The 16,855-nt window shown below is 70.5% G+C and carries 17 protein-coding genes and 1 pseudogene; 10 read left to right on the top strand and 8 right to left on the bottom strand.

All coding sequences use genetic code 11. The features are described 5' to 3' along the window. The 3 genes and pseudogenes from EJK15_RS20655 to EJK15_RS20650 all read right to left on the bottom strand — a co-directional run. Positions 1–526 (bottom strand): annotated as a pseudogene (locus tag EJK15_RS20655) (IS200/IS605 family accessory protein TnpB-related protein); the annotation flags it as partial. 320 nt (positions 527–846) lie between these two features. Continuing rightward, the gene (locus tag EJK15_RS72850) at positions 847–1,017 is read right to left on the bottom strand and encodes a hypothetical protein (RefSeq protein ID WP_206060992.1); all 171 of its coding nucleotides are present in this window, start codon (positions 1,015–1,017) and stop codon (positions 847–849) included. Further along, on the bottom strand, positions 978–1,943 hold the full coding sequence (locus EJK15_RS20650) for a substrate-binding domain-containing protein (RefSeq protein WP_206060991.1): 966 nt from the start codon (positions 1,941–1,943) through the stop codon (positions 978–980). The genes EJK15_RS72850 and EJK15_RS20650 overlap by 40 nt, the downstream gene beginning before the upstream one ends. A gap of 275 nt (positions 1,944–2,218) precedes the next feature. On the opposite strand from EJK15_RS20650, the gene EJK15_RS20645 reads away from it, so the two are divergent. From EJK15_RS20645 to EJK15_RS20625, 5 genes are all read left to right on the top strand, one after another. Beyond that, a complete protein-coding gene (locus tag EJK15_RS20645) occupies positions 2,219–3,103 on the top strand; it encodes an NAD(P)-dependent oxidoreductase (protein ID WP_206060990.1) in 885 nt (294 codons plus the stop codon). Next, positions 3,100–3,873, top strand: a complete 774-nt coding sequence (locus EJK15_RS20640) for an SDR family oxidoreductase (protein ID WP_138712096.1) — start codon at positions 3,100–3,102, stop codon at positions 3,871–3,873. Before EJK15_RS20645 ends, EJK15_RS20640 begins: the two co-directional genes overlap by 4 nt. A 19-nt stretch (positions 3,874–3,892) precedes the next feature. Continuing rightward, positions 3,893–4,960 (top strand): L-idonate 5-dehydrogenase, encoded by a 1,068-nt coding sequence (locus tag EJK15_RS20635; RefSeq protein WP_138712095.1) that lies wholly within the window; start codon positions 3,893–3,895, stop codon positions 4,958–4,960. Between the two features lie 57 nt (positions 4,961–5,017). Beyond that, on the top strand, positions 5,018–6,022 hold the full coding sequence (locus EJK15_RS20630) for a 2-hydroxyacid dehydrogenase (RefSeq protein ID WP_138712094.1): 1,005 nt from the start codon (positions 5,018–5,020) through the stop codon (positions 6,020–6,022). Positions 6,023–6,201: 179 nt separating this feature from the next. Continuing rightward, positions 6,202–7,014, top strand: coding sequence for an IclR family transcriptional regulator (locus EJK15_RS20625; protein ID WP_171074429.1), 813 nt, complete (start codon positions 6,202–6,204; stop codon positions 7,012–7,014). A gap of 34 nt (positions 7,015–7,048) precedes the next feature. Here the strand turns inward: EJK15_RS20625 and EJK15_RS20620 are convergent, their stop codons facing one another. Further along, a complete protein-coding gene (locus tag EJK15_RS20620) occupies positions 7,049–7,477 on the bottom strand; it encodes a MarR family winged helix-turn-helix transcriptional regulator (protein ID WP_138712092.1) in 429 nt (142 codons plus the stop codon). 153 nt (positions 7,478–7,630) lie between these two features. On the opposite strand from EJK15_RS20620, the gene EJK15_RS20615 reads away from it, so the two are divergent. Then, positions 7,631–8,995, top strand: coding sequence for an MFS transporter (locus tag EJK15_RS20615; protein ID WP_240777088.1), 1,365 nt, complete (start codon positions 7,631–7,633; stop codon positions 8,993–8,995). Between the two features lie 43 nt (positions 8,996–9,038). Here the strand turns inward: EJK15_RS20615 and EJK15_RS20610 are convergent, their stop codons facing one another. Then, positions 9,039–11,036, bottom strand: a complete 1,998-nt coding sequence (locus EJK15_RS20610; protein WP_138712090.1) for a hypothetical protein — start codon at positions 11,034–11,036, stop codon at positions 9,039–9,041. 126 nt (positions 11,037–11,162) lie between these two features. On the opposite strand from EJK15_RS20610, the gene EJK15_RS20605 reads away from it, so the two are divergent. From EJK15_RS20605 to EJK15_RS20590, 4 genes are all read left to right on the top strand, one after another. Beyond that, the gene (locus EJK15_RS20605) at positions 11,163–11,753 is read left to right on the top strand and encodes an AMIN-like domain-containing (lipo)protein (RefSeq protein WP_138712089.1); all 591 of its coding nucleotides are present in this window, start codon (positions 11,163–11,165) and stop codon (positions 11,751–11,753) included. 179 nt (positions 11,754–11,932) lie between these two features. Further along, positions 11,933–12,283, top strand: a complete 351-nt coding sequence (locus tag EJK15_RS20600; RefSeq protein WP_138712088.1) for a cupin domain-containing protein — start codon at positions 11,933–11,935, stop codon at positions 12,281–12,283. Between the two features lie 29 nt (positions 12,284–12,312). Further along, positions 12,313–13,386, top strand: a complete 1,074-nt coding sequence (locus tag EJK15_RS20595) for an adenosine deaminase (RefSeq protein ID WP_138712087.1) — start codon at positions 12,313–12,315, stop codon at positions 13,384–13,386. Further along, positions 13,383–13,994, top strand: coding sequence for a PH domain-containing protein (locus tag EJK15_RS20590; protein WP_138712086.1), 612 nt, complete (start codon positions 13,383–13,385; stop codon positions 13,992–13,994). The genes EJK15_RS20595 and EJK15_RS20590 overlap by 4 nt, the downstream gene beginning before the upstream one ends. On the opposite strand, the gene EJK15_RS20585 is transcribed toward EJK15_RS20590, so the two are convergent. The 3 genes from EJK15_RS20585 to EJK15_RS20575 are packed head-to-tail and all read right to left on the bottom strand — an operon-like array spanning position 13,984 to position 16,839. After that, a complete protein-coding gene (locus tag EJK15_RS20585; RefSeq protein WP_138712085.1) occupies positions 13,984–14,724 on the bottom strand; it encodes an enoyl-CoA hydratase/isomerase family protein in 741 nt (246 codons plus the stop codon). The genes EJK15_RS20590 and EJK15_RS20585 overlap by 11 nt on opposite strands. Continuing rightward, positions 14,721–16,187 (bottom strand): class I adenylate-forming enzyme family protein, encoded by a 1,467-nt coding sequence (locus EJK15_RS20580; RefSeq protein WP_240777087.1) that lies wholly within the window; start codon positions 16,185–16,187, stop codon positions 14,721–14,723. Before EJK15_RS20580 ends, EJK15_RS20585 begins: the two co-directional genes overlap by 4 nt. Then, a complete protein-coding gene (locus EJK15_RS20575) occupies positions 16,147–16,839 on the bottom strand; it encodes a TetR/AcrR family transcriptional regulator (RefSeq protein ID WP_138712084.1) in 693 nt (230 codons plus the stop codon). Before EJK15_RS20575 ends, EJK15_RS20580 begins: the two co-directional genes overlap by 41 nt. Between the last annotated feature and the right edge of the window lie 16 nt (positions 16,840–16,855).

Genomic DNA, 16,855 nt, shown 5'->3' with positions numbered 1-16,855 from the left:
GCCGTTTGCCGCCGCGCACGATGTGCACCCGCCCGGCCTGCCAGTCCGCCCGCACGGCGGCCAGCCGATCGGTCAGCACGTGCAGGCGGCGAGACTTGGCGAACCACTCCTTGCGCGAGCGGTAGCCTGCCGGGGCGTCCTTGGTGGCCTTCTGGCCCACGGGCACGGCAAGGCGGCGCGTGATCGTGGCGATCCCGGCCTCGAGGCTTTGCCTGTGGGCGAGCTGGCAGCGGCGGGCCAGTGCCCATTGGTCATGCGACGCCTTGGTGATCGCCCCGGCCCACCGCGCCGACGAGAGCGCGGTCAGCTCGCGTTTGCGCTCTGCCCACCGGTCCGCGTCGTGCGCCAGCCCGTCCCGGCAGCGCACCGCAAGATCCTTCGAGGCCAGCGAGCCGAGATGCGCGCCCACCAGCCGGAGTACGGTCTCGTCCTGGGCGGTCAGCCCTTTGAGACGATCGCGGACCGCCACCCCGGAGGGAGCGGCTGCGATGAACGGCGGCTCGATCGGCCGCAGCTGCTCAGCCATGCGCCGTGGCCTCCAGCGTCGTGCGGGCACAGCCGTTGGCCGAGCGGCAGGCATGTGAAGAGATCGCTGGATGGAGATCGCGAGCACCCCGGTACGCCTGCATGACCCACCCGACTCCCACGCTATTACCGAAGGTGACGACTAGGCTACCGAAATTCGACACCGTTGGGTAGAACATTTGAGCGATACGCAAGCCTTGTGGCCCATGCGGCCGTGGCGTCACGCTTGCCGGCGCACCCTGCGGTCTCTACCAACCCATGAGGTTCACACCCCCATGCTCCGGCATCAGCTCCTGTCATTTCGTGCACACTTACGCACACTCAAAGAACAACTGTTGCCAACCCCTTCGGATCCCACGTGGAGCCGCCGACGCTGTTGGCGGCCGTGGTGATGTGGACAGGGGCGACGTAGCCGCTGGCCGGTTCGCCGGCGAAGGCCCGGTTGAACTCGTCTATGATCTGCCACCCCTGCGCGGACAGCGGTTCCGGCACCGTGGCCTCCTGGAACCCTTTGCTGTTGATGCGCTGGAAGGCGGACGGGTCGCCGTCACCCGCGCCGATGTTGAACGGGGCGTCCCCGCCCTGCTTGCCCGCCGCCCGCAGGGCCGGGGCGGCATCGGCGAAGTACAGGTCGTTGATGGCCACGGAGTGCGTCCACTTGGCGCCGAAGCGGGAGAGCAGGGCGGAGACCTCCTGCGGGGTGCGGGTGCTTGCGTCGGGGATCGGGATGTTGGACTCCGAGAGGAGTTCGACGTCGGAGCAGGTCGCCAGCTCCTTCTTGATTTGGACTGGCTGATGATCCAGTCGGCGCTGATCTTCGCGACGTCCTCGACCTTCGTGGTGACGTTGCTGAAGAGCTTGGGGTCCTTGCTGGGCCCCGGCGTGGCGACGGCGTGCCAGCCGATGAGCGGGATGCCCGCGGCGTCGGCCTGTGCGAGCTGCTGGGCGGTCGACTTGGGGTCGAAGCCGGACAGGACGATGCCTGCGGGTTTGACGGCGACGGCCTGGCTGAGCGCCGCCTGGATGCCCGCGGGGGTGCCCTGGCCGTCGATGATCCGTACCTGCCAGCCCATGACCTGCGCGGCCTCCTTGACCCCTTTGGCCGTGCCGCCCACGCCGGGGTTGGTCATGCTCTGGGCGACGTAGACGACGGTCTTGCCGGGGACCGCTTCGGGGCCGGTGGTGGGGCCGTCCCAGGGGGCGTAGGTTGCGAAGATCGCCACCAGCCCGACCGCCGGGCCCAGCCCGGGGAAGAACAGGTGCTTGAACACCAGGGCCGAGGCGATGCCGTAGATCGCGAAATCGTAGTACTCGAGGGCACTGCCCACCGAACTGGTCACCAGCGCGCGGCGCAGCCCGGGGTTCGTGCGGGTGCTGTCGTCGCCGGGGGGCTGGGAGGTCGTGGTTGGCACCTGCATGGGGGAGGTCACCTTCCGTCGCGCGGACGATGTAACGCGCAGTTCATCTGCAGACGCCCCAGACCGTAACAGCAAGCAGCACACAAGCCAACATTCTGAACAGAACAAGTTTTCCGCCAGATCCCTGAAGTGTGCGCGTAGACATCGAAACAACCTGCATAAACGGCAGATCTCCTGCCCCGTGCAGCCCTGCCGGAGTCAGGGGTGTTGCGGCATCAGGCCCACAGCGTGTTCAATATATTGATATGTGTTCAGCATTTGGTACAGGAGGTCGCGTGTCGGAGCATGCCGAGGTTGGGATCGCCGGGCTGGGGGTCATGGGCTCGGCCATCGCGCGCCGGCTGTTGAAGCGGGGGCGTTCTGTGCGGGTCTATGACATCCGGCCGGCCGCCGTCACGGAGCTCTCCCAGGACGGAGCGGCCACGGCGGAATCGCCGGCACGGCTCGCCGAGTCCTCGGTGGTGCTCCTCTCGCTCAATACCGCCGAGATCGTGGAGCAGGTCGTCTTCGGGGCCGATGGCGTGCTCGCCAGAACGCCGGACGGCGTGCTGGTGATCGACATGTCGAGCATCGACCCCACGCGCACCCGTGACTACGCCGCTCGCGCCGCGAAGCTGGGTGCCTGCTGGGTGGACGCGCCACTGTCGGGCGGGGCCCCGGGGGCGGAGCGCGGCGAGCTGACCCTCATGCTCGGCGGCGAGGAGGAGCACGTGGAGCGGGCGACGCCCGTACTGCGAGATCTGGCGTCCAGGCTGACCCACCTCGGTCCCGCCGGTTCCGGGCAGTTGGCGAAGTCCGTCAACCAGGTGCTGGTCGGCTGCGGATTCGCCGCGCTCGCGGAGGCGGCCGCGCTGGTGCGGGCCGCCGGTCTGCCCCCGCGGCGGGTGCTCGCCGCGCTCACCGGGGGGAGGGCCGACTCGGCGCTGTTGCGGGAGTTCTTCGTCAAGTTCGCCGAGTTCGATCTCGCCCCGACCGGGCGAGTGAGCAATATGGTCAAAGATCTGGAGGCCGCTCGCGACTACGCGCGCTCGGCCGGCGTGCCGCTGCCGGTCGCCACCGCCGTGGCGGAGCTGCACCGCTGGCTGATCGCCGCGGGTCACGGCGACTCCGACAACGCCGCGCTGATGCACTACTACCGTCCTCTGGGGGTGGACTCATGAGTGGTTCCTCGCTGTTCGACCTGTCCGGCCGCCTGGCCCTGGTGACGGGGTCCAGCAAAGGCATCGGGGCGGCCCTGGCCGGCGGCCTGGCCCAGGCGGGCGCGGAGATCGTGCTCAACGGCCGCGACCCGGAGAAGCTCGACCGCGCTCGGCACGAGCTGGCCGAGCGTACCGGCGCCAAGGTGCACGCGATGCCCTTCGACGTCACCGACGAGGCGGCCGTGCACCAAGGAGTCCGGGAGATCGAGGACCGGATCGGCGCCGTGGACATCCTGGTCAACAACACCGGGACGCAGCACCGAGAGCCACTGCTGCAGGTGTCGGCAGAGAACTTCGAGCGCGTCCTCCACACCAACCTGACCAGCGCCTTCCTCGTCGGACGGGCGGTGGCCGCGGGCATGGTCGAGCGCGGCCACGGAAAGATCGTCAACATCTGCTCCGTGCAGACCTGGCTCGCCCGGCCCGGCATCGCGGCCTACTCCGCCTCGAAGGGGGGCCTGGCCATGCTGACCCGAAGCATGTGCGCCGAGTGGGCCGGGTCGGGGTTGACGGTCAACGGGCTCGCTCCCGGGTATGTGGTCACCGAGCTGACCCGCCCGCTGGTCGACGACCCCGCCTTCGATTCCTGGATCCGGGGTCGCACGCCGGCCGGGCGCTGGGCGTCCGTGGAGGATCTCGTCGGGACGCTGGTGTGGCTCTCCGCCCCGGCGTCGGATTTCGTCAACGGGCAGGTGATCGCCGTCGACGGCGGCCTCACCGCGGTCATCTGAGGAAGGACGGGGCAAGGACATGACCTCGACGGCGACGCGGGCGACCATGCGCGCGGTGGTGGCGCACGGCGCAGGGGATCTGCGCCTGGAAGAGCGCCCAGCACCGGCGCCGGGCCCCGGACAGGTGGCGGTCGACATCCGCTACGGCGGGATCTGCGGCTCCGACCTGCACTACTGGCGACACGGCGCGGTCGGCGAATTCCGGTTGCGTGAACCGCTGGTCCTGGGCCACGAGATCGTCGGCCGGGTGCGCGAGGCCGGGGCCGGCTCGCAGGCGCCGCCGCCGGGGACGCCGGTGGCCGTGCACCCGCTGGCGTCGTGCGGGAGGTGCCGGCAGTGCCTCGCAGGGCGGCGCAACACCTGCCTCGACACCGGCTACCTCGGCAGCGCCGCCCGCAACCCCCACGTGCAGGGCGGCTTCGCCGATGTCCTCGTGGTCCCCGCCGAGCGCGTGCTGCCGCTTCCCGAAGGGCTGGACCTGCGGCTGGCCGCGGTGGCCGAGCCGGCGGCGGTGGCCTGGCACGCGGTACGGCAAGCCGGTGACGTTCGCGGGAAACGCGTGCTGGTCACCGGCGCCGGCCCTATCGGCTGCCTGGTGGTCGCGGCGCTCCGGGTGGCCGGCGCCCGTGAGATCACCGTGACCGACGTGCACGATGCGCCGCTGGCCGTGGCCCAGGCGGTGGGGGCCACCTCGACCGTCCGGGTCGGCGGGGCCGCGGGCGGCCTCGAGGACCTGGCGGCGGACATCGCCATCGAGTCATCGGGCAGCCCCGCAGGGCTGCGCACCTGCGTGTACGGCGTCGACCGGGGCGGCCTCGTGGTCGGCGTGGGCCTGTTGCCGCCCGGGGACACCCCGGTCGCCGCCAACGCGGTGATCACACGGGAGCTGAGGCTCGTCGGTTCCTTCCGCTTCGACACCGAACTCGGCGAGGTGCTTCACGCGCTGGCCGACGGCCGCCTCCCCGTCGATCCGGTGATCACCTCCGTGCTGCCGGTGGTGCGTACGAGCGAGGCGTTCGAGCTGGCGGCCGATCCGGCCCGCTCCTGTAAGGTCCTGCTCGACTTCGCCGATCCCGTGACGGATTGACCGGTCCGCGCCCCGGACACGTATATGAGCCGAACACGTATATGAACGGAGCACAGTATGAACGGCACGCCCGCCATCCGTCCTCGCGTCGCGGTCTCCCGTAGCGAACTGCCGGGCGGCGGCGTCGCACGGCTCGCGTCGCGCTATGACGTCACCGTGTGGGAGGGAGCGGCGCCGCCCACTCCCGCCCAGCTCGCCGAGCTGGCCCGCGACTGCGAGGCCCTGCTCCTCATCGGCAGCGACCGGGTCGGAGCCGAGTTGCTGGACGCGGCGGGGCCGCGGCTTCGCGTCGTGGCCCTCGCGTCGATGGGCTACGACAGCGTCGATGTGGCAGCGGCGTCGGAGCGCGGCGTCGTCGTCACCCACACGCCCGACGTGCTGGCCGACACCACCGCCGACGTGGCGATCGCGCTGATCCTCATGGCGCGGCGCCGCCTCGTCGACAGCATGGACGCGATGCGCCGCGGCGAGTGGGGCTCCTTGCCCATGAACGCCTTCCTCGGCCTCGACGTTCATGGGGCGACCCTCGGGTTGATCGGCTACGGGCAGATCGCCCGGGCCCTGGCGCGCAGAGCCGTCGGATTCGGCATGCGCGTGCAGCACCACCACCCGCGGCGCAAGGAGGACGACGAGCTGTCCCGTTGGGTGCCTTTCGAGGAGTTGCTGTCGACCAGCGATGTGGTGTCCGTCCACACGCCGCTGACCCCCGAGACGGTGGGCATGATCGGCGCCGCGGAGCTCGCCCGGATGAAGCCGACGGCGACCCTGGTCAACACCGCGCGGGGCGGGATCGTCGACGAGGACGCCCTGCTGTCCGCGTTGCGCCGCGGAGAGCTGCACTCCGCAGGGCTTGACGTGATGGTCGACGAGCCACGGGTGGACCCGGCCGACCCGCTCTTCGCCGAGCCGCGCCTGGTGGTGCTTCCGCACGTCGGCTCGGCGACCGTGCAGACGCGGGCGGCGATGGTCGAGCTCGCCGCCCGCAACATCGAGGCCGTTCTCAGCGGCGAGTCCGCGCCGACCCCGCTGCCGGGGACCGCCCATCGGCCGGGCGCGCGGTGAGCTTCTGACGCGGCTCGCGGCCGGGGATTCCACCGGTGGAACGCAGGCCCAGAAATACGTCCGTAGGCGCCTCGCGGCCCAGAGGCATGGTCATGGGGAGATCCAGGGCAGCATTTGGCACATCGTTCGTACTATGGGAACCGAGCAGAACTTCTGCAGCGCACGACGAAGGAGCCCTCATGAGCCAGGCCGCGCCCGTGTCACAGGCGGAGCAGCCCGTGGCGCGCTCCCTGCGCTCCGTCGAAAGCCGCTCGCCCGCCGTGACCCGCGCGGTCGCCGTGCTGGAGACCCTGTCCAAGAGCCGGCGGCCCCTGTCCGTGACCGAGCTGGCCCGGTCCCTCGATCTGGCCAAGTCCACCGTCGCGAACCTGTGCATGGCGCTGGAGGACACCCACATGATCCGCCGCATCGACGGCCGATGGGCGCTGGATTACAAGGTGCTCGAGCTCGGTCAGGGTTTCCTCGCCGACACCGACATCGTCAGCGAGTTCCGCACGGCCGCCGGCTCACTGCCCGCGGCCTCGCAGGAGACGCTGCTGCTCGCCATTCTGGACGGCCTCGAGGTCGTCTACCTCGCGCGGCACGACGGCAGCCAGCCCGTCAGGCTGGCCAGCGACATCGGGCGGCGCATGCCTGCCGTGGTCACCGCGCTCGGCAAGGCCATGCTCGCCTCGCTCGCACCCGAGGAAATGGAGCGACGCCTGGCAGAGGTGCACGAGTTGCCGGCGTTCACGCCGCGCTCCCATCGGAGCATGGACGCTCTGCGCCGTGACCTCGACAGCACCCGCGAGCGGGGCTATGCCGTCGACGACGAGGAGAACACGGAAGGCATCACGTGCGTGGGCGTCGCTCTGCCTGGCAGCCGCTCCACGCCCACCGCCGTGAGCGCCACTCTGCTCACCGCGCGGTTCACCACCCGGCTTCGCGAGTCCCTCGTCGAGGATCTCGACGCGCTCGCACGTCGCCTCGCGCGCGTCTCTCCCACCTCATGACACCGGAGGCCGATCTCGGCACCGGTCGCGTGTTCTACGCGTGATCCCTCTGGACGGACTCGCGCCGCGTTCCGGCGAACTCCGGGGTGGCAGCGCCGTCGGTGAAGACGCCGGCCAGCACGGCGCGGTGCGTCGGGAGCGCTTCCGCGTGCCGGGTGCGGCCCTCGGGGGTGATGCAGACGAAGACGCCGCGCCGGTCCGAGTCGCAGGCGCCGCGCGAGACCAGCGCCGCCTTCTCCAGCCGCGCCACCACCCTGGACAGGGCGCTCTGGCTCAGGTGGACCTCGTCGCAGAGCTCCTGCAGGCGCAGCTTCCTCTCGTGATGGACCATCCGGTCCAGCACCTCGAACTCGCTGGGCCCTAGCCCGTGCCGATCTCCCAGCTCGCGCTCCAGCGCGCACATGGCCTTGGCATGCTTGGCCAGGACGTAATGCCAGGTTTCGACCACGAACTGCTCGTCCATGTCGCGGAGGTTACCACCCCGCTAAATCTCATGCAACTGCATTTAATGCGCTTGCATTAGATGTGCATGCATGTATTGTTCTGGTCCATGTCCTCCTCCTCATCTCCCGTATCTTCTTCATCCCGCTGGGTCGCGTTCGCCGTGCTCTGCGCAGTGGTCTTCCTTGACGCCCTGGACGTCTCGATGGTCGGTGTCGCGCTACCGGCCATCCAGCACGACCTGGGCTTGAGCACTTCTTCTCTGCAGTGGGTGGTCAGCGGCTACGTGCTCGGCTACGGCGGTCTTCTGTTGCTCGGGGGCAGGACCGCCGACCTGCTCGGGCGGCGCAGGGTGTTCCTGGTCGCGCTGGGTGTCTTTGCCGTCGCGTCGCTGTTCGGTGGTGTTGTGGACGACGGCGGGCTGCTGATCGCGGCCCGGTTCGTCAAGGGCGTGGCCGCCGCGTTCACCGCGCCCGCGGCATTGTCGATCATCACGACGACCTTTCCTGAGGGCCCGGAGCGCAACAAGGCATTGAGCATTTTCACCGCCTGCGCCGCCAGCGGCTACTCGCTCGGCCTCGTGATCTCCGGCCTGCTGACCCAGGTCGACTGGCGGTTGACGTTGCTGATGCCGGTGCCCGTCGCGGTCATCGCGCTGATCGCCGCGCTGAAGGTGCTGCCGCGTGGCGCGGAGGAGCGGGCCGAGGGCGGCCACGACCTGCTGGGCGCCGTACTGATCACCGCCTCGATGCTGCTGCTGGTCTTCACCGTCGTGCAGGCGCCCGAGGCCGGCTGGGCCTCGCTGCGGACCATCGGCTCGCTGGTGGCCGTGGCCGCGCTGCTCGGGCTGTTCGTCTTCGCCGAGCTGCGGATGAAGCACCCGCTGGTCCGCCTCGGCATCCTGCGCTCCGGCCACATCGTGCGGGCCAATCTCGGCCTAGTGATCCTGATGGGCTCGTACGTGGCCTTCCAGTTCGTGGCCATGCAGTACTTCCAGAACCTGCTCGGCTGGTCGGCCCTGGGCACGGCCCTGGCGTTCGTGCCCGCGGGCCTGCTCGTCGCGGTCACCTCGACCAAGATGGGCGACTTCGCCGACAGGTTCGGCACCGGCAAGCTGATCGTCATCGGCGCGGCCGCGCTGGCCGGTGGCTACGCGATCTTCCTGGGCATCGACTCCACGCCCAGCCTGGCCGGCATGGTGATCCCCGGCATGCTCCTGCTGGGCGTCGCGTTCGCGCTGTCGTTCCCCGCGCTCAACATCCAGGCCGTCAGCGGCGTGCACGACGACGAGCAGGGGCTGGCCTCCGGACTGCTCAACACCTCCGGGCAGGTGGGCGGCGCCATCGTGCTGGCCGTGGTCACCGCCGTGATGACCTCGGGCGGCGGCGGTGAGACGCTCTCGATCGGCTCGCTGCGCGCGGCCATCGTGGTGTCGCTGGTCCTGGCCCTGGTCGGGCTGGCGATCTCCGCGACCGGGCTGCGCGGCCGCAAGACTGTGGCCGTGGAGCAGGATTCCGCGAAGGTCTACGAGACCGTCTGAGTTCGCGAGCGAAGAGGGCCCCGCCGTCCTGGCGGGGCCCTTTTCATTGCCCCAGTACGCCGAGCGGCGAGTCGTAGTCGAGCAACTCGGCCGTCTCCTCCGCGTACGACGTGGTGGCGCCCGAACGCACGTTGACCTTGGTGAGGTAGATGTAGTCGTCCTCGTCCCACTGGCGTACGAGGACCTCGTCCGCGCCGATCCAGCGCTCCACCGCGATCACCTCGTAGTCCTCCAGCACCGTGCGCCGCCCGGAGAGGCGGCCGGTGCGGACGTCCATGGTGACGAGCGTCGAGTCCTCGGCGATCAGGGCGAGGGTGTGGCCGTCGGGGGATACGGCAGTGCCGTACTCGATGAGGTCGGGGTCGATCCGGTAGCCGCCCGCGTAGACCTGCGCGCCCGTCAACTCGATCGTGGTGACGGAGGCGTGCCCCGGGACGTCGTCGACGTCCTCCGTCTCGGTGACCACCTGCACGCCGTCGTTCCGCACGGCGAGGACCCGCACCGCGCCGGAGGTGTAGCGGGTGACGCCGGTGTCGAAGTCGAGCAGCGCGCTGTTGGTGGCGTCCGCGAAGTCGATGGCGACGTAGCGGCCGTTCGGGGAGGACGTGAGGTGCGCGGCGGACGAGCTGTCGTCCACGTCGATCCGCTTGATGGTGCCGGTGGGGAGGTCGTGGACGACGTACGAGCCCTGGTTGTTCCGGTAGGCCAGGCGGCGGCCGTTCTGGCTCAGGGCGAAGGGAAGGGTGTCGCCCCTGTCCTCGTCGTAGCCGGCTCCCGCGCCGGGCAGCCGCCACTCATCGCCCGACACGGTCGTCAGCCGCCACTGGCCGCAGGGCTGCGGGTTGGCCGGGTTATTGCCGGTGCCCCCGCAGTAGGACACGTACGCGTAGCTGATGGGGTCGCTCAGGCTGGCGGGGAGCGCCTCGGGGATCTTCTCCGTGGGCTGCGGGTAAGCGGTGGTGAAGCCGCTGGGCTCGGCGGTCACGCGCTCGATGTTGCGGGCGACGGCGGTTACGGCGACCAAGGTCAGTGCCACGAACGCACCCATCGCGCCGACGGTGAGCGTTGTCCAGGTCGCCGCTCGGATCCTGCGGCGCCTGCCGATGAGGCGCAGGACCGGGCCGGAGAGGTGGATGTGGGGCATCTCGGCGGCGGCGATGCGGACGAGCACGGCACGGAGCGCCGGGTCGTCCGCATCCGGCACCACGTCCCACGCCCGGGCCGGAGCCTCCCACGGCGTGGAGCCGGGGTTGCCGGCCACGGCGAAGGAGCCGGTCTCGGCCCTGGTGACAGCACCAGTCTCGGAGGCGTCGATCCCGGCCCCCGGAACGGCCTCGGCCGCGACACCGGGAGCGGCGCCGGGCGCATCCCAGGGGGCCGCCCACGGCGCGCTACGGTCCCGCTGCGCCTCCTGGCCCGCGGCGGGACCGGGCGGCGGGGGTGCGCTGCCCGCTGGGCCGTGCTGGTCTCGGGGTGTCTCGTGCGACGGCTGGGTTGCCGGCTCCGGTGGCTCGGCCGCTGACTCCGGCCGGCTGGTCGCCGGGCTCGACGGCGCGGACGCCTCCCGCGGCGGCCGGGACCGCTCAGGAGGCTCGGGGCCTTCCGTAGGCGGTGGCGATGCGATGAAGAGGTCCGGGCGGGTGGCTCGGAGGTAGGCGCCGGCCTGGTCGGTTTCCTGGTCGAGGGCCGCCGGCCACAGACCGGTGATCGCGGCGGCCTGCTGTGGGGGAAGCCCGTCGTGGAAGCGGGCGACGATGGCGGCCCGCGCGTGGGGCGGCAACGAGGCCAGCGCGTACGCCCCGGGCCCCGGCTCTGGCATCGGCGGCGCCTTGGCGGACAGGTAGCGGCGGTACAACTCGCGCAGCACGGCCTGCACCGGCTGGCTCGAGCGGACCGCGGGCCAGCGGCGGCCGACCGTGGCCAGCGCGCCGACGGCCAGGTCAAGGGCCCGGTCCGCGTCGCCCGTCAGCAGGTACGCGGTGCGGGCGAAAGACGGCCCATAATTAGCCAGGAAAACTGGTAAATCACTGGATTTGCTCACGTATATGACTCCTTGTGGGCTGATCAGGCTAGAGGCCCCAACCGGTCCAGCGGAAGCCCCAGGAAAGCCCGTGCCGATCGAGGGAAACACCGCTTGCAGGCCCGTGGGCTGGGCATCTACCGAGGCATGCGACCGTCATCCCCGTCCGGCGGCCGGTCGTCGCGCACCCGCGTCGTCGCCCTGCTCGCCTGCCTGGCCATGCTCACCGCCTGCGGCCAGGCCACCCAGACCGCCCTGACCGGAACCCCGTCCGCGACCGAATCGGCGGTCACCCCCGGCCCCGACGCCCCGACCAGCACCAGCGAGGTGGACGTGGAGCGGGAGGGCATGGAGCCCGCCGTCGTCACGGCCGTGCGGTACGCCGCCCACCAAACCTACGACCGCCTGGTCATCGACCTCGAAGGCGATATCCCTGGATACAACGTGAAATGGGTGGACGAGTTCCTGCAGGACGGCTCGGGCAAACCCATCGACGTGCGCGGCGGCGCGTACCTGCAGCTCACGCTCTTCCCCGCGCACGCCCACGACGAAGACGGCCGGCCCACCTGGAAGGGCGGCCCGATCTACCCCGCCGACCTCGGCAACCTCACCGAGGTCGTGCGGACCGGCGACTTCGAGGGCCGCGTCGGCATCGGGGTGGTGCTGGCCAGGCAGGCCGCGTTCCAGCTCAGGGAGCAGGAGGAGCCCACCCAGCTGATCCTCGACGTGGCACACTGACCTGCGAGGACATCCCGACCTGCGGGGACACCCCGACCTGCGGGGACACCCCGACCTGCGGGGACACCCCGACCTGCGGGGACACCCCGCATACCCCGACAAGGGAAGAAACCCGCGTACCCCCGACAAGGGAAGAAACCCGCATATCCCGAGACGGCGGAAGAGACTAACCTGACCTCGTGGTGAGAAAGATCGAGGGCCCGGCCCGCATCCCCGTACCCGGTGGCAAGCTGATCGACGAGCACGTCGGCCGCGTCAGCAGCGGCGACGAGGAGATCTCCATCGCCCACATGACCGCGCCGCCGGGCTGGGAAGAGCCCGCACAGACGCCGTCGTTCACCGAATACAGCGTGGTCCTGCGCGGCACGTTGATCATCGAGCACGACGGCGGGACGACGGAGGTCGCGGCCGGGCAGTCGGTGGTGACGGCGCCGGGCGAGAAGGTCCGCTACCGCGTCGGTCCCGAGGGCGCCGAGTACGTCGCCGTGTGCCTGCCCGCCTTCTCCCCGGACGGCGCGGGCCGCGACTGAGCCCGCACGCCGGGTCATATCATGGCCAGATGAGACCCACGCTTGACGAGATCCGGCGGGCTCCCAAGGTGTTGCTCCACGATCACCTCGACGGCGGGCTCCGCGCCGAGACGATCGTCGAGCTCGCGCGGGAGACCGGTTACGACCGGCTGCCCACGACCGATCCTGACAACCTGCGCCAGTGGTTCGAGGAGGCGTCGGATTCGGGATCGCTCGAACGCTACCTGGAGACGTTCGACCACACGGTCGGGGTCATGCAGACGCGCGAGTCGCTCGTGCGCGTGGCCGCCGAGTGCGCCGAGGACCTTGCCGCCGACGGCGTGGTCTACGCCGAGGTGCGCTTCGCCCCCGAGCAGCACACCACCACGGGGCTGAGCCTCGACCAGGTGGTCGAGGCGGTGCTCGACGGCTTCAAGCAGGGGTCGGAGGGACGCGGCATCCGCGTCGGCACGCTGCTCACGGCCATGCGGCACCAGGCCCGCTCCATGGAGATCGCCGAGCTCGCCATACGTTACCGCGACGTGGGCGTGGTCGGGTTCGACATCGCCGGGGCGGAGGCGGGATACCCGCCCACCAGGCATCTCGACGCGTTCGAATACCTCCAGCGGGAAAACTCCCACTTCACCATCCACGCGGGCGAGGCGTTCGGGCTGCCGTCGATCTGGCAGGCCATCCAGTGGTGCGGCGCCGACCGGCTCGGGCACGGTGTGCGGATCATCGACGACATCACCGTGACCGGCGACGGGTCCGCCAAGCTGGGCCGGCTGGCCGCATACGTGCGGGACAAGCGCATCCCGCTGGAGATGTGCCCCACGTCCAACCTGCAGACCGGGGCCGCCGCGTCCATCGCCGAGCACCCCATCGGGCTGCTGCGGCGGCTCTACTTCCGGGTCACGGTCAACACCGACAACCGGCTGATGAGCCGGACGAGCCTGTCGCTGGAGTTCGCCAAGCTGGTCGAGGCGTTCGACTATGGCTGGGACGACCTGCAGTGGTTCACGGTCAACGCGATGAAGTCCGGCTTCATCCCCTTCGACGAGAGGCTGGCGCTGATCAACGGCGTGATCAAACCCGGGTTCGCGCAGATCAAGTGGCAGCCGTGAAGCAGACCTACCGGTCCAAGACGGCATACGTCCTGGCGTGGGTCTGGCTGGCCTTCGTCGCCTTCAACGTCTGGGACCTGATCTCGAAGTACAACGGCAAGCCGTCGCTGGTGGCGCTGGCCGTGCTCGGCGCGCTCACCGCGCTCACCTACGTCATCGCGCTCCGGCCCGCGACCGTGTTCACGGAGGCCGGGCTGGTGGGCCGCAACCCGATCCGCACGACGTTCGTGCCGTGGGCGTCGATCGAGGACGTTACCGTGTCCCACGCCATCACCATCCATTACGGCGAGGAGCAGGTGCTGCGGCTGTGGACGCCGATGAGCAGCGCCAGGGAGCGGGCCAAGGCGCAGCGGCGCGGCATGCCCAAGCCGCAGCGGAGCCGCTTCCGCACCGAGCCCACGCTGAGCAAGGGCGAGCAGGCGGCGGCCGAGGCGTTCGCGGGCAAGACGCACGCCGACTGGGTGGGCGACCAGATCCGCGAACGCGCCGAGTCGGCCCGGCGCCGCGACGACGCGGCGGCGCCGGTCCGGGCCGCCTGGTCCTACGACTCGATCGTGGTGCTGGCCGTCGCGGTCGTGCTCGTGGTCGTGGCGATCGTCATTCCCTGACCCTTCGCGACTCGATGAACCTGGACATGCCCGCCTGGGCGATCCCGGTCTCCTCGACCCGCCCGGCGGCCTCGGTCTCGGCCTCGAAGGCCCGCTCGACCTCCTCGCGCGCCGGGCGCAGCAGCGAGAGGTGGACGGCCGTGGCCGTGCCCGGAGACGTCCAGCGACGCACGCGGGCGATGGCCGTCTCCACCAGCGCCTCCTGGTCGACGATCTCGTCCAGCAGGCCCGCCGCCAGGGCCTCTCGCGCGCTCAGCCGGTCCGAGTCGAGCACCAACCGCAGCGCCCTGGCGCCCGTCAGGCGGGGGAGCAGGTAGCTCGCGGCGTTCGAGATCGACAGGCCGAGGTGGTTCTCTGGGAAGAAGTACTCGGCCGACGCGGCGCCGATGCGGGTGTCGAAGCACAACGTCCATTCGGCGGCGCCGCCCACGGCCAGACCGTTGATCGCGGCCACGACCGGGACGCTCGTCTCCAGCACGGCCCTGGTCATGTCGTGGAAGAGCGCCACCTCCTCCAGGAGGGATTTTCCGGCGGCCTCGTGGAGGTCCTCCCCGGCGGAGAACGCCCGTCCCGTGCCGGTGACCACGATGCCCCGGACGCGCTTGCCGTCCCCGTGACCTCGTACCGCCGCCGCCAGGTCCCTGCGCATGCCGGCGGTGAGGGCGTTGAGCTTCTCCGGGCGGGCGAGCGTGATCACGGCCACCTCGTCGCGTTCCGTTATGTCGATCATGTTCTCTCCTCGACCTGGATGGCGGGGGCGGCGCGCTGGTCGGGCCGCTGGAGGTGGCGCTTCTCGATGCGGGCCGACGGGGTCAGCGAGAACTCCTCGACGAACTCCACGTACACCGGGATCTTGAAGCGGGCCAGGCGGCCCCTGGCGTGCTCGATCACGCTCATGGCCGTGGCCTCGTCGGCGGCGTGGCCGGGGCGGAGCTGGAGGAACGCCTTCGGCAGCTCACCCCACAGGTCGTCGGGGATGGGCACCAGGGCCGCCTGCAGGATCGCCGGGTGCTGGGTGAGCACACTCTCGACCTCGGCGCACGAGATGTTCTCGCCGCCCCTGCGGACCATGTCCTTGATCCGCCCGGCGTGGTGGATGTAGCCGTGGGAGTCGCGGAAGCCCAGGTCGCCGGTGTGGTACCAGCCGTCCCTGAACGCGTTCGCGGTGGCCTCCGGGTGGTTCCAGTAGCCGTTCATCATGGGCGCGCCCCGGACGATGATCTCGCCGGTCTCCTCGTCGATCATGACCTCCTTGCCGGGCGGCGCGAGGCCCATCGCGCCGGTGCCCACCGTCTCGTCGGCGTCGATGGCCACCACCAGGTCGGGGCCGCTCTCGGTGGAGCCGTAGAGCTCGCGCCACGGGGCGCCCCAGCGCTCCTCGAACTCCCGGTGCAGGTCCGGGCGGATGCCCGAGCACAGCACGAGCCGCATCCGGTTCTCGCGGTCGCGGGGGTGGGGCGGCTGCTTGTGCAACAGGAGGGGCATCGTGCCGAGCACGTACGTGAGCGTCGCGCCGTGCTCCCTGACCGAGGGCCAGAAGCCGGAGGCGGAGAAGCGGGGGAGCACGACAAGGGGGATGCCGCCGATCAGGCACAGGAGGGTGGCCCACTGAGGGTCCATGTACGAATACGCCTGCGCGATCAGCATGACGTCGTCCTCGCGGAGCTCGGCCTGGTCAGCGACGATCTGGGCGGTCCTGAGCCAGAAGTCGTGGGTGAGCATGCAGGCTTTGGGGAAGCCGGTGGTGCCCGACGTGTACTGAAAATTCGCGACATCGTCGGGGTCGATGTGGACGCGGCGTCTGGCGCGCGTCAAGGAGGTCAAGGTGTCGAGGGCGTAGACCGTACCGGGGATGTGCGGGGCGTGGTCGTCGGTGGTCAGCGTGGCGACGGCGCCCGAGTCGCGCAGGACGTGCTCCAGGTCGGCGGCCCGGTAGCGGACGTTCACCGGAACGGTGATCGCGCCCGCCTTCAGTATCGCCAGCCAGCTCAGCGGCCAGCCGGGCACGTTGTCCATCACGACCGCCACCCTGTCGCCAGGGCAGACGCCCTTGTCGATCAGGGCGGCGGCCAGCCGATCCGACTGCACGTCGGCGTCTTCGAAGGTCAGGGAGGTGTCGGGGAAGCGGAGGAACTCGCGGCGGCCGTACTGGCTAGCGGCGTGCCTCAGCAGTTCGGGGATCGTTTCGTGCATCCGGCGGCTCCCAGGGGAAGGCGGGCAGGAGAGAAAGATCGGGCGTCGCGACGGCCTGGGTGGGGGCGCGTACGGCGGCCAGGCCGATCGCCACGAACTCCGCGCACACCTGCTCCAGCGTGGAGTCGCCGTCGGGGCGGTACCACTCGCTGGTGCCGGTGCACATGGACATCAGGGCGAGGCGGGTCAACCTCTGGTCGGCGATGCGGAAGGCACCCTCGGAAACGCCATCGGCGATGGCGCGCCTCCAGTGCTCCTCGTAGGCGTCGCGGAGTTTGATGATCTCGTCGCGGGCGGGGGAGCCGGGGGTCAGGGAGCGGAGCTCGCCGTCCATGACCCGGGTCGTCATGGGGCTGAGGGCGTGCGTGGCGGTGAGCGAGCCTATCAGCAGGGCGAGGCGGTCGCCGGGACTTCGGACTCCCTGCAGTATGCGCTCAGTGGCGTCGATCAGTCCTTGCTGGGCGCCGCGCATGAGGTCGGCCAGCAGGGCTTCCTTGCTCGACACGTGGTGATAGATCCCGGCATTGGTCATGTTGACCTCTCGGGCCAGGTCGCGAATGCTCGTGGCGGCATAGCCCTGGCGGGCGAACAGCAGCACCGCCGCCGTCCTGATCCGCTGGTTCGCATCCGCGTCCCGGTCCTTCAGGTCCATTCATCTCCTACCGAAC

It is taken from the genome of Nonomuraea basaltis (genome assembly GCF_005893125.1).
GTDB lineage: Bacteria > Actinomycetota > Actinomycetes > Streptosporangiales > Streptosporangiaceae > Nonomuraea > Nonomuraea basaltis.
The sequence above is the reverse complement of the archived record's forward strand: the minus strand, read 5'-3'. Positions and strand labels throughout refer to the sequence as shown.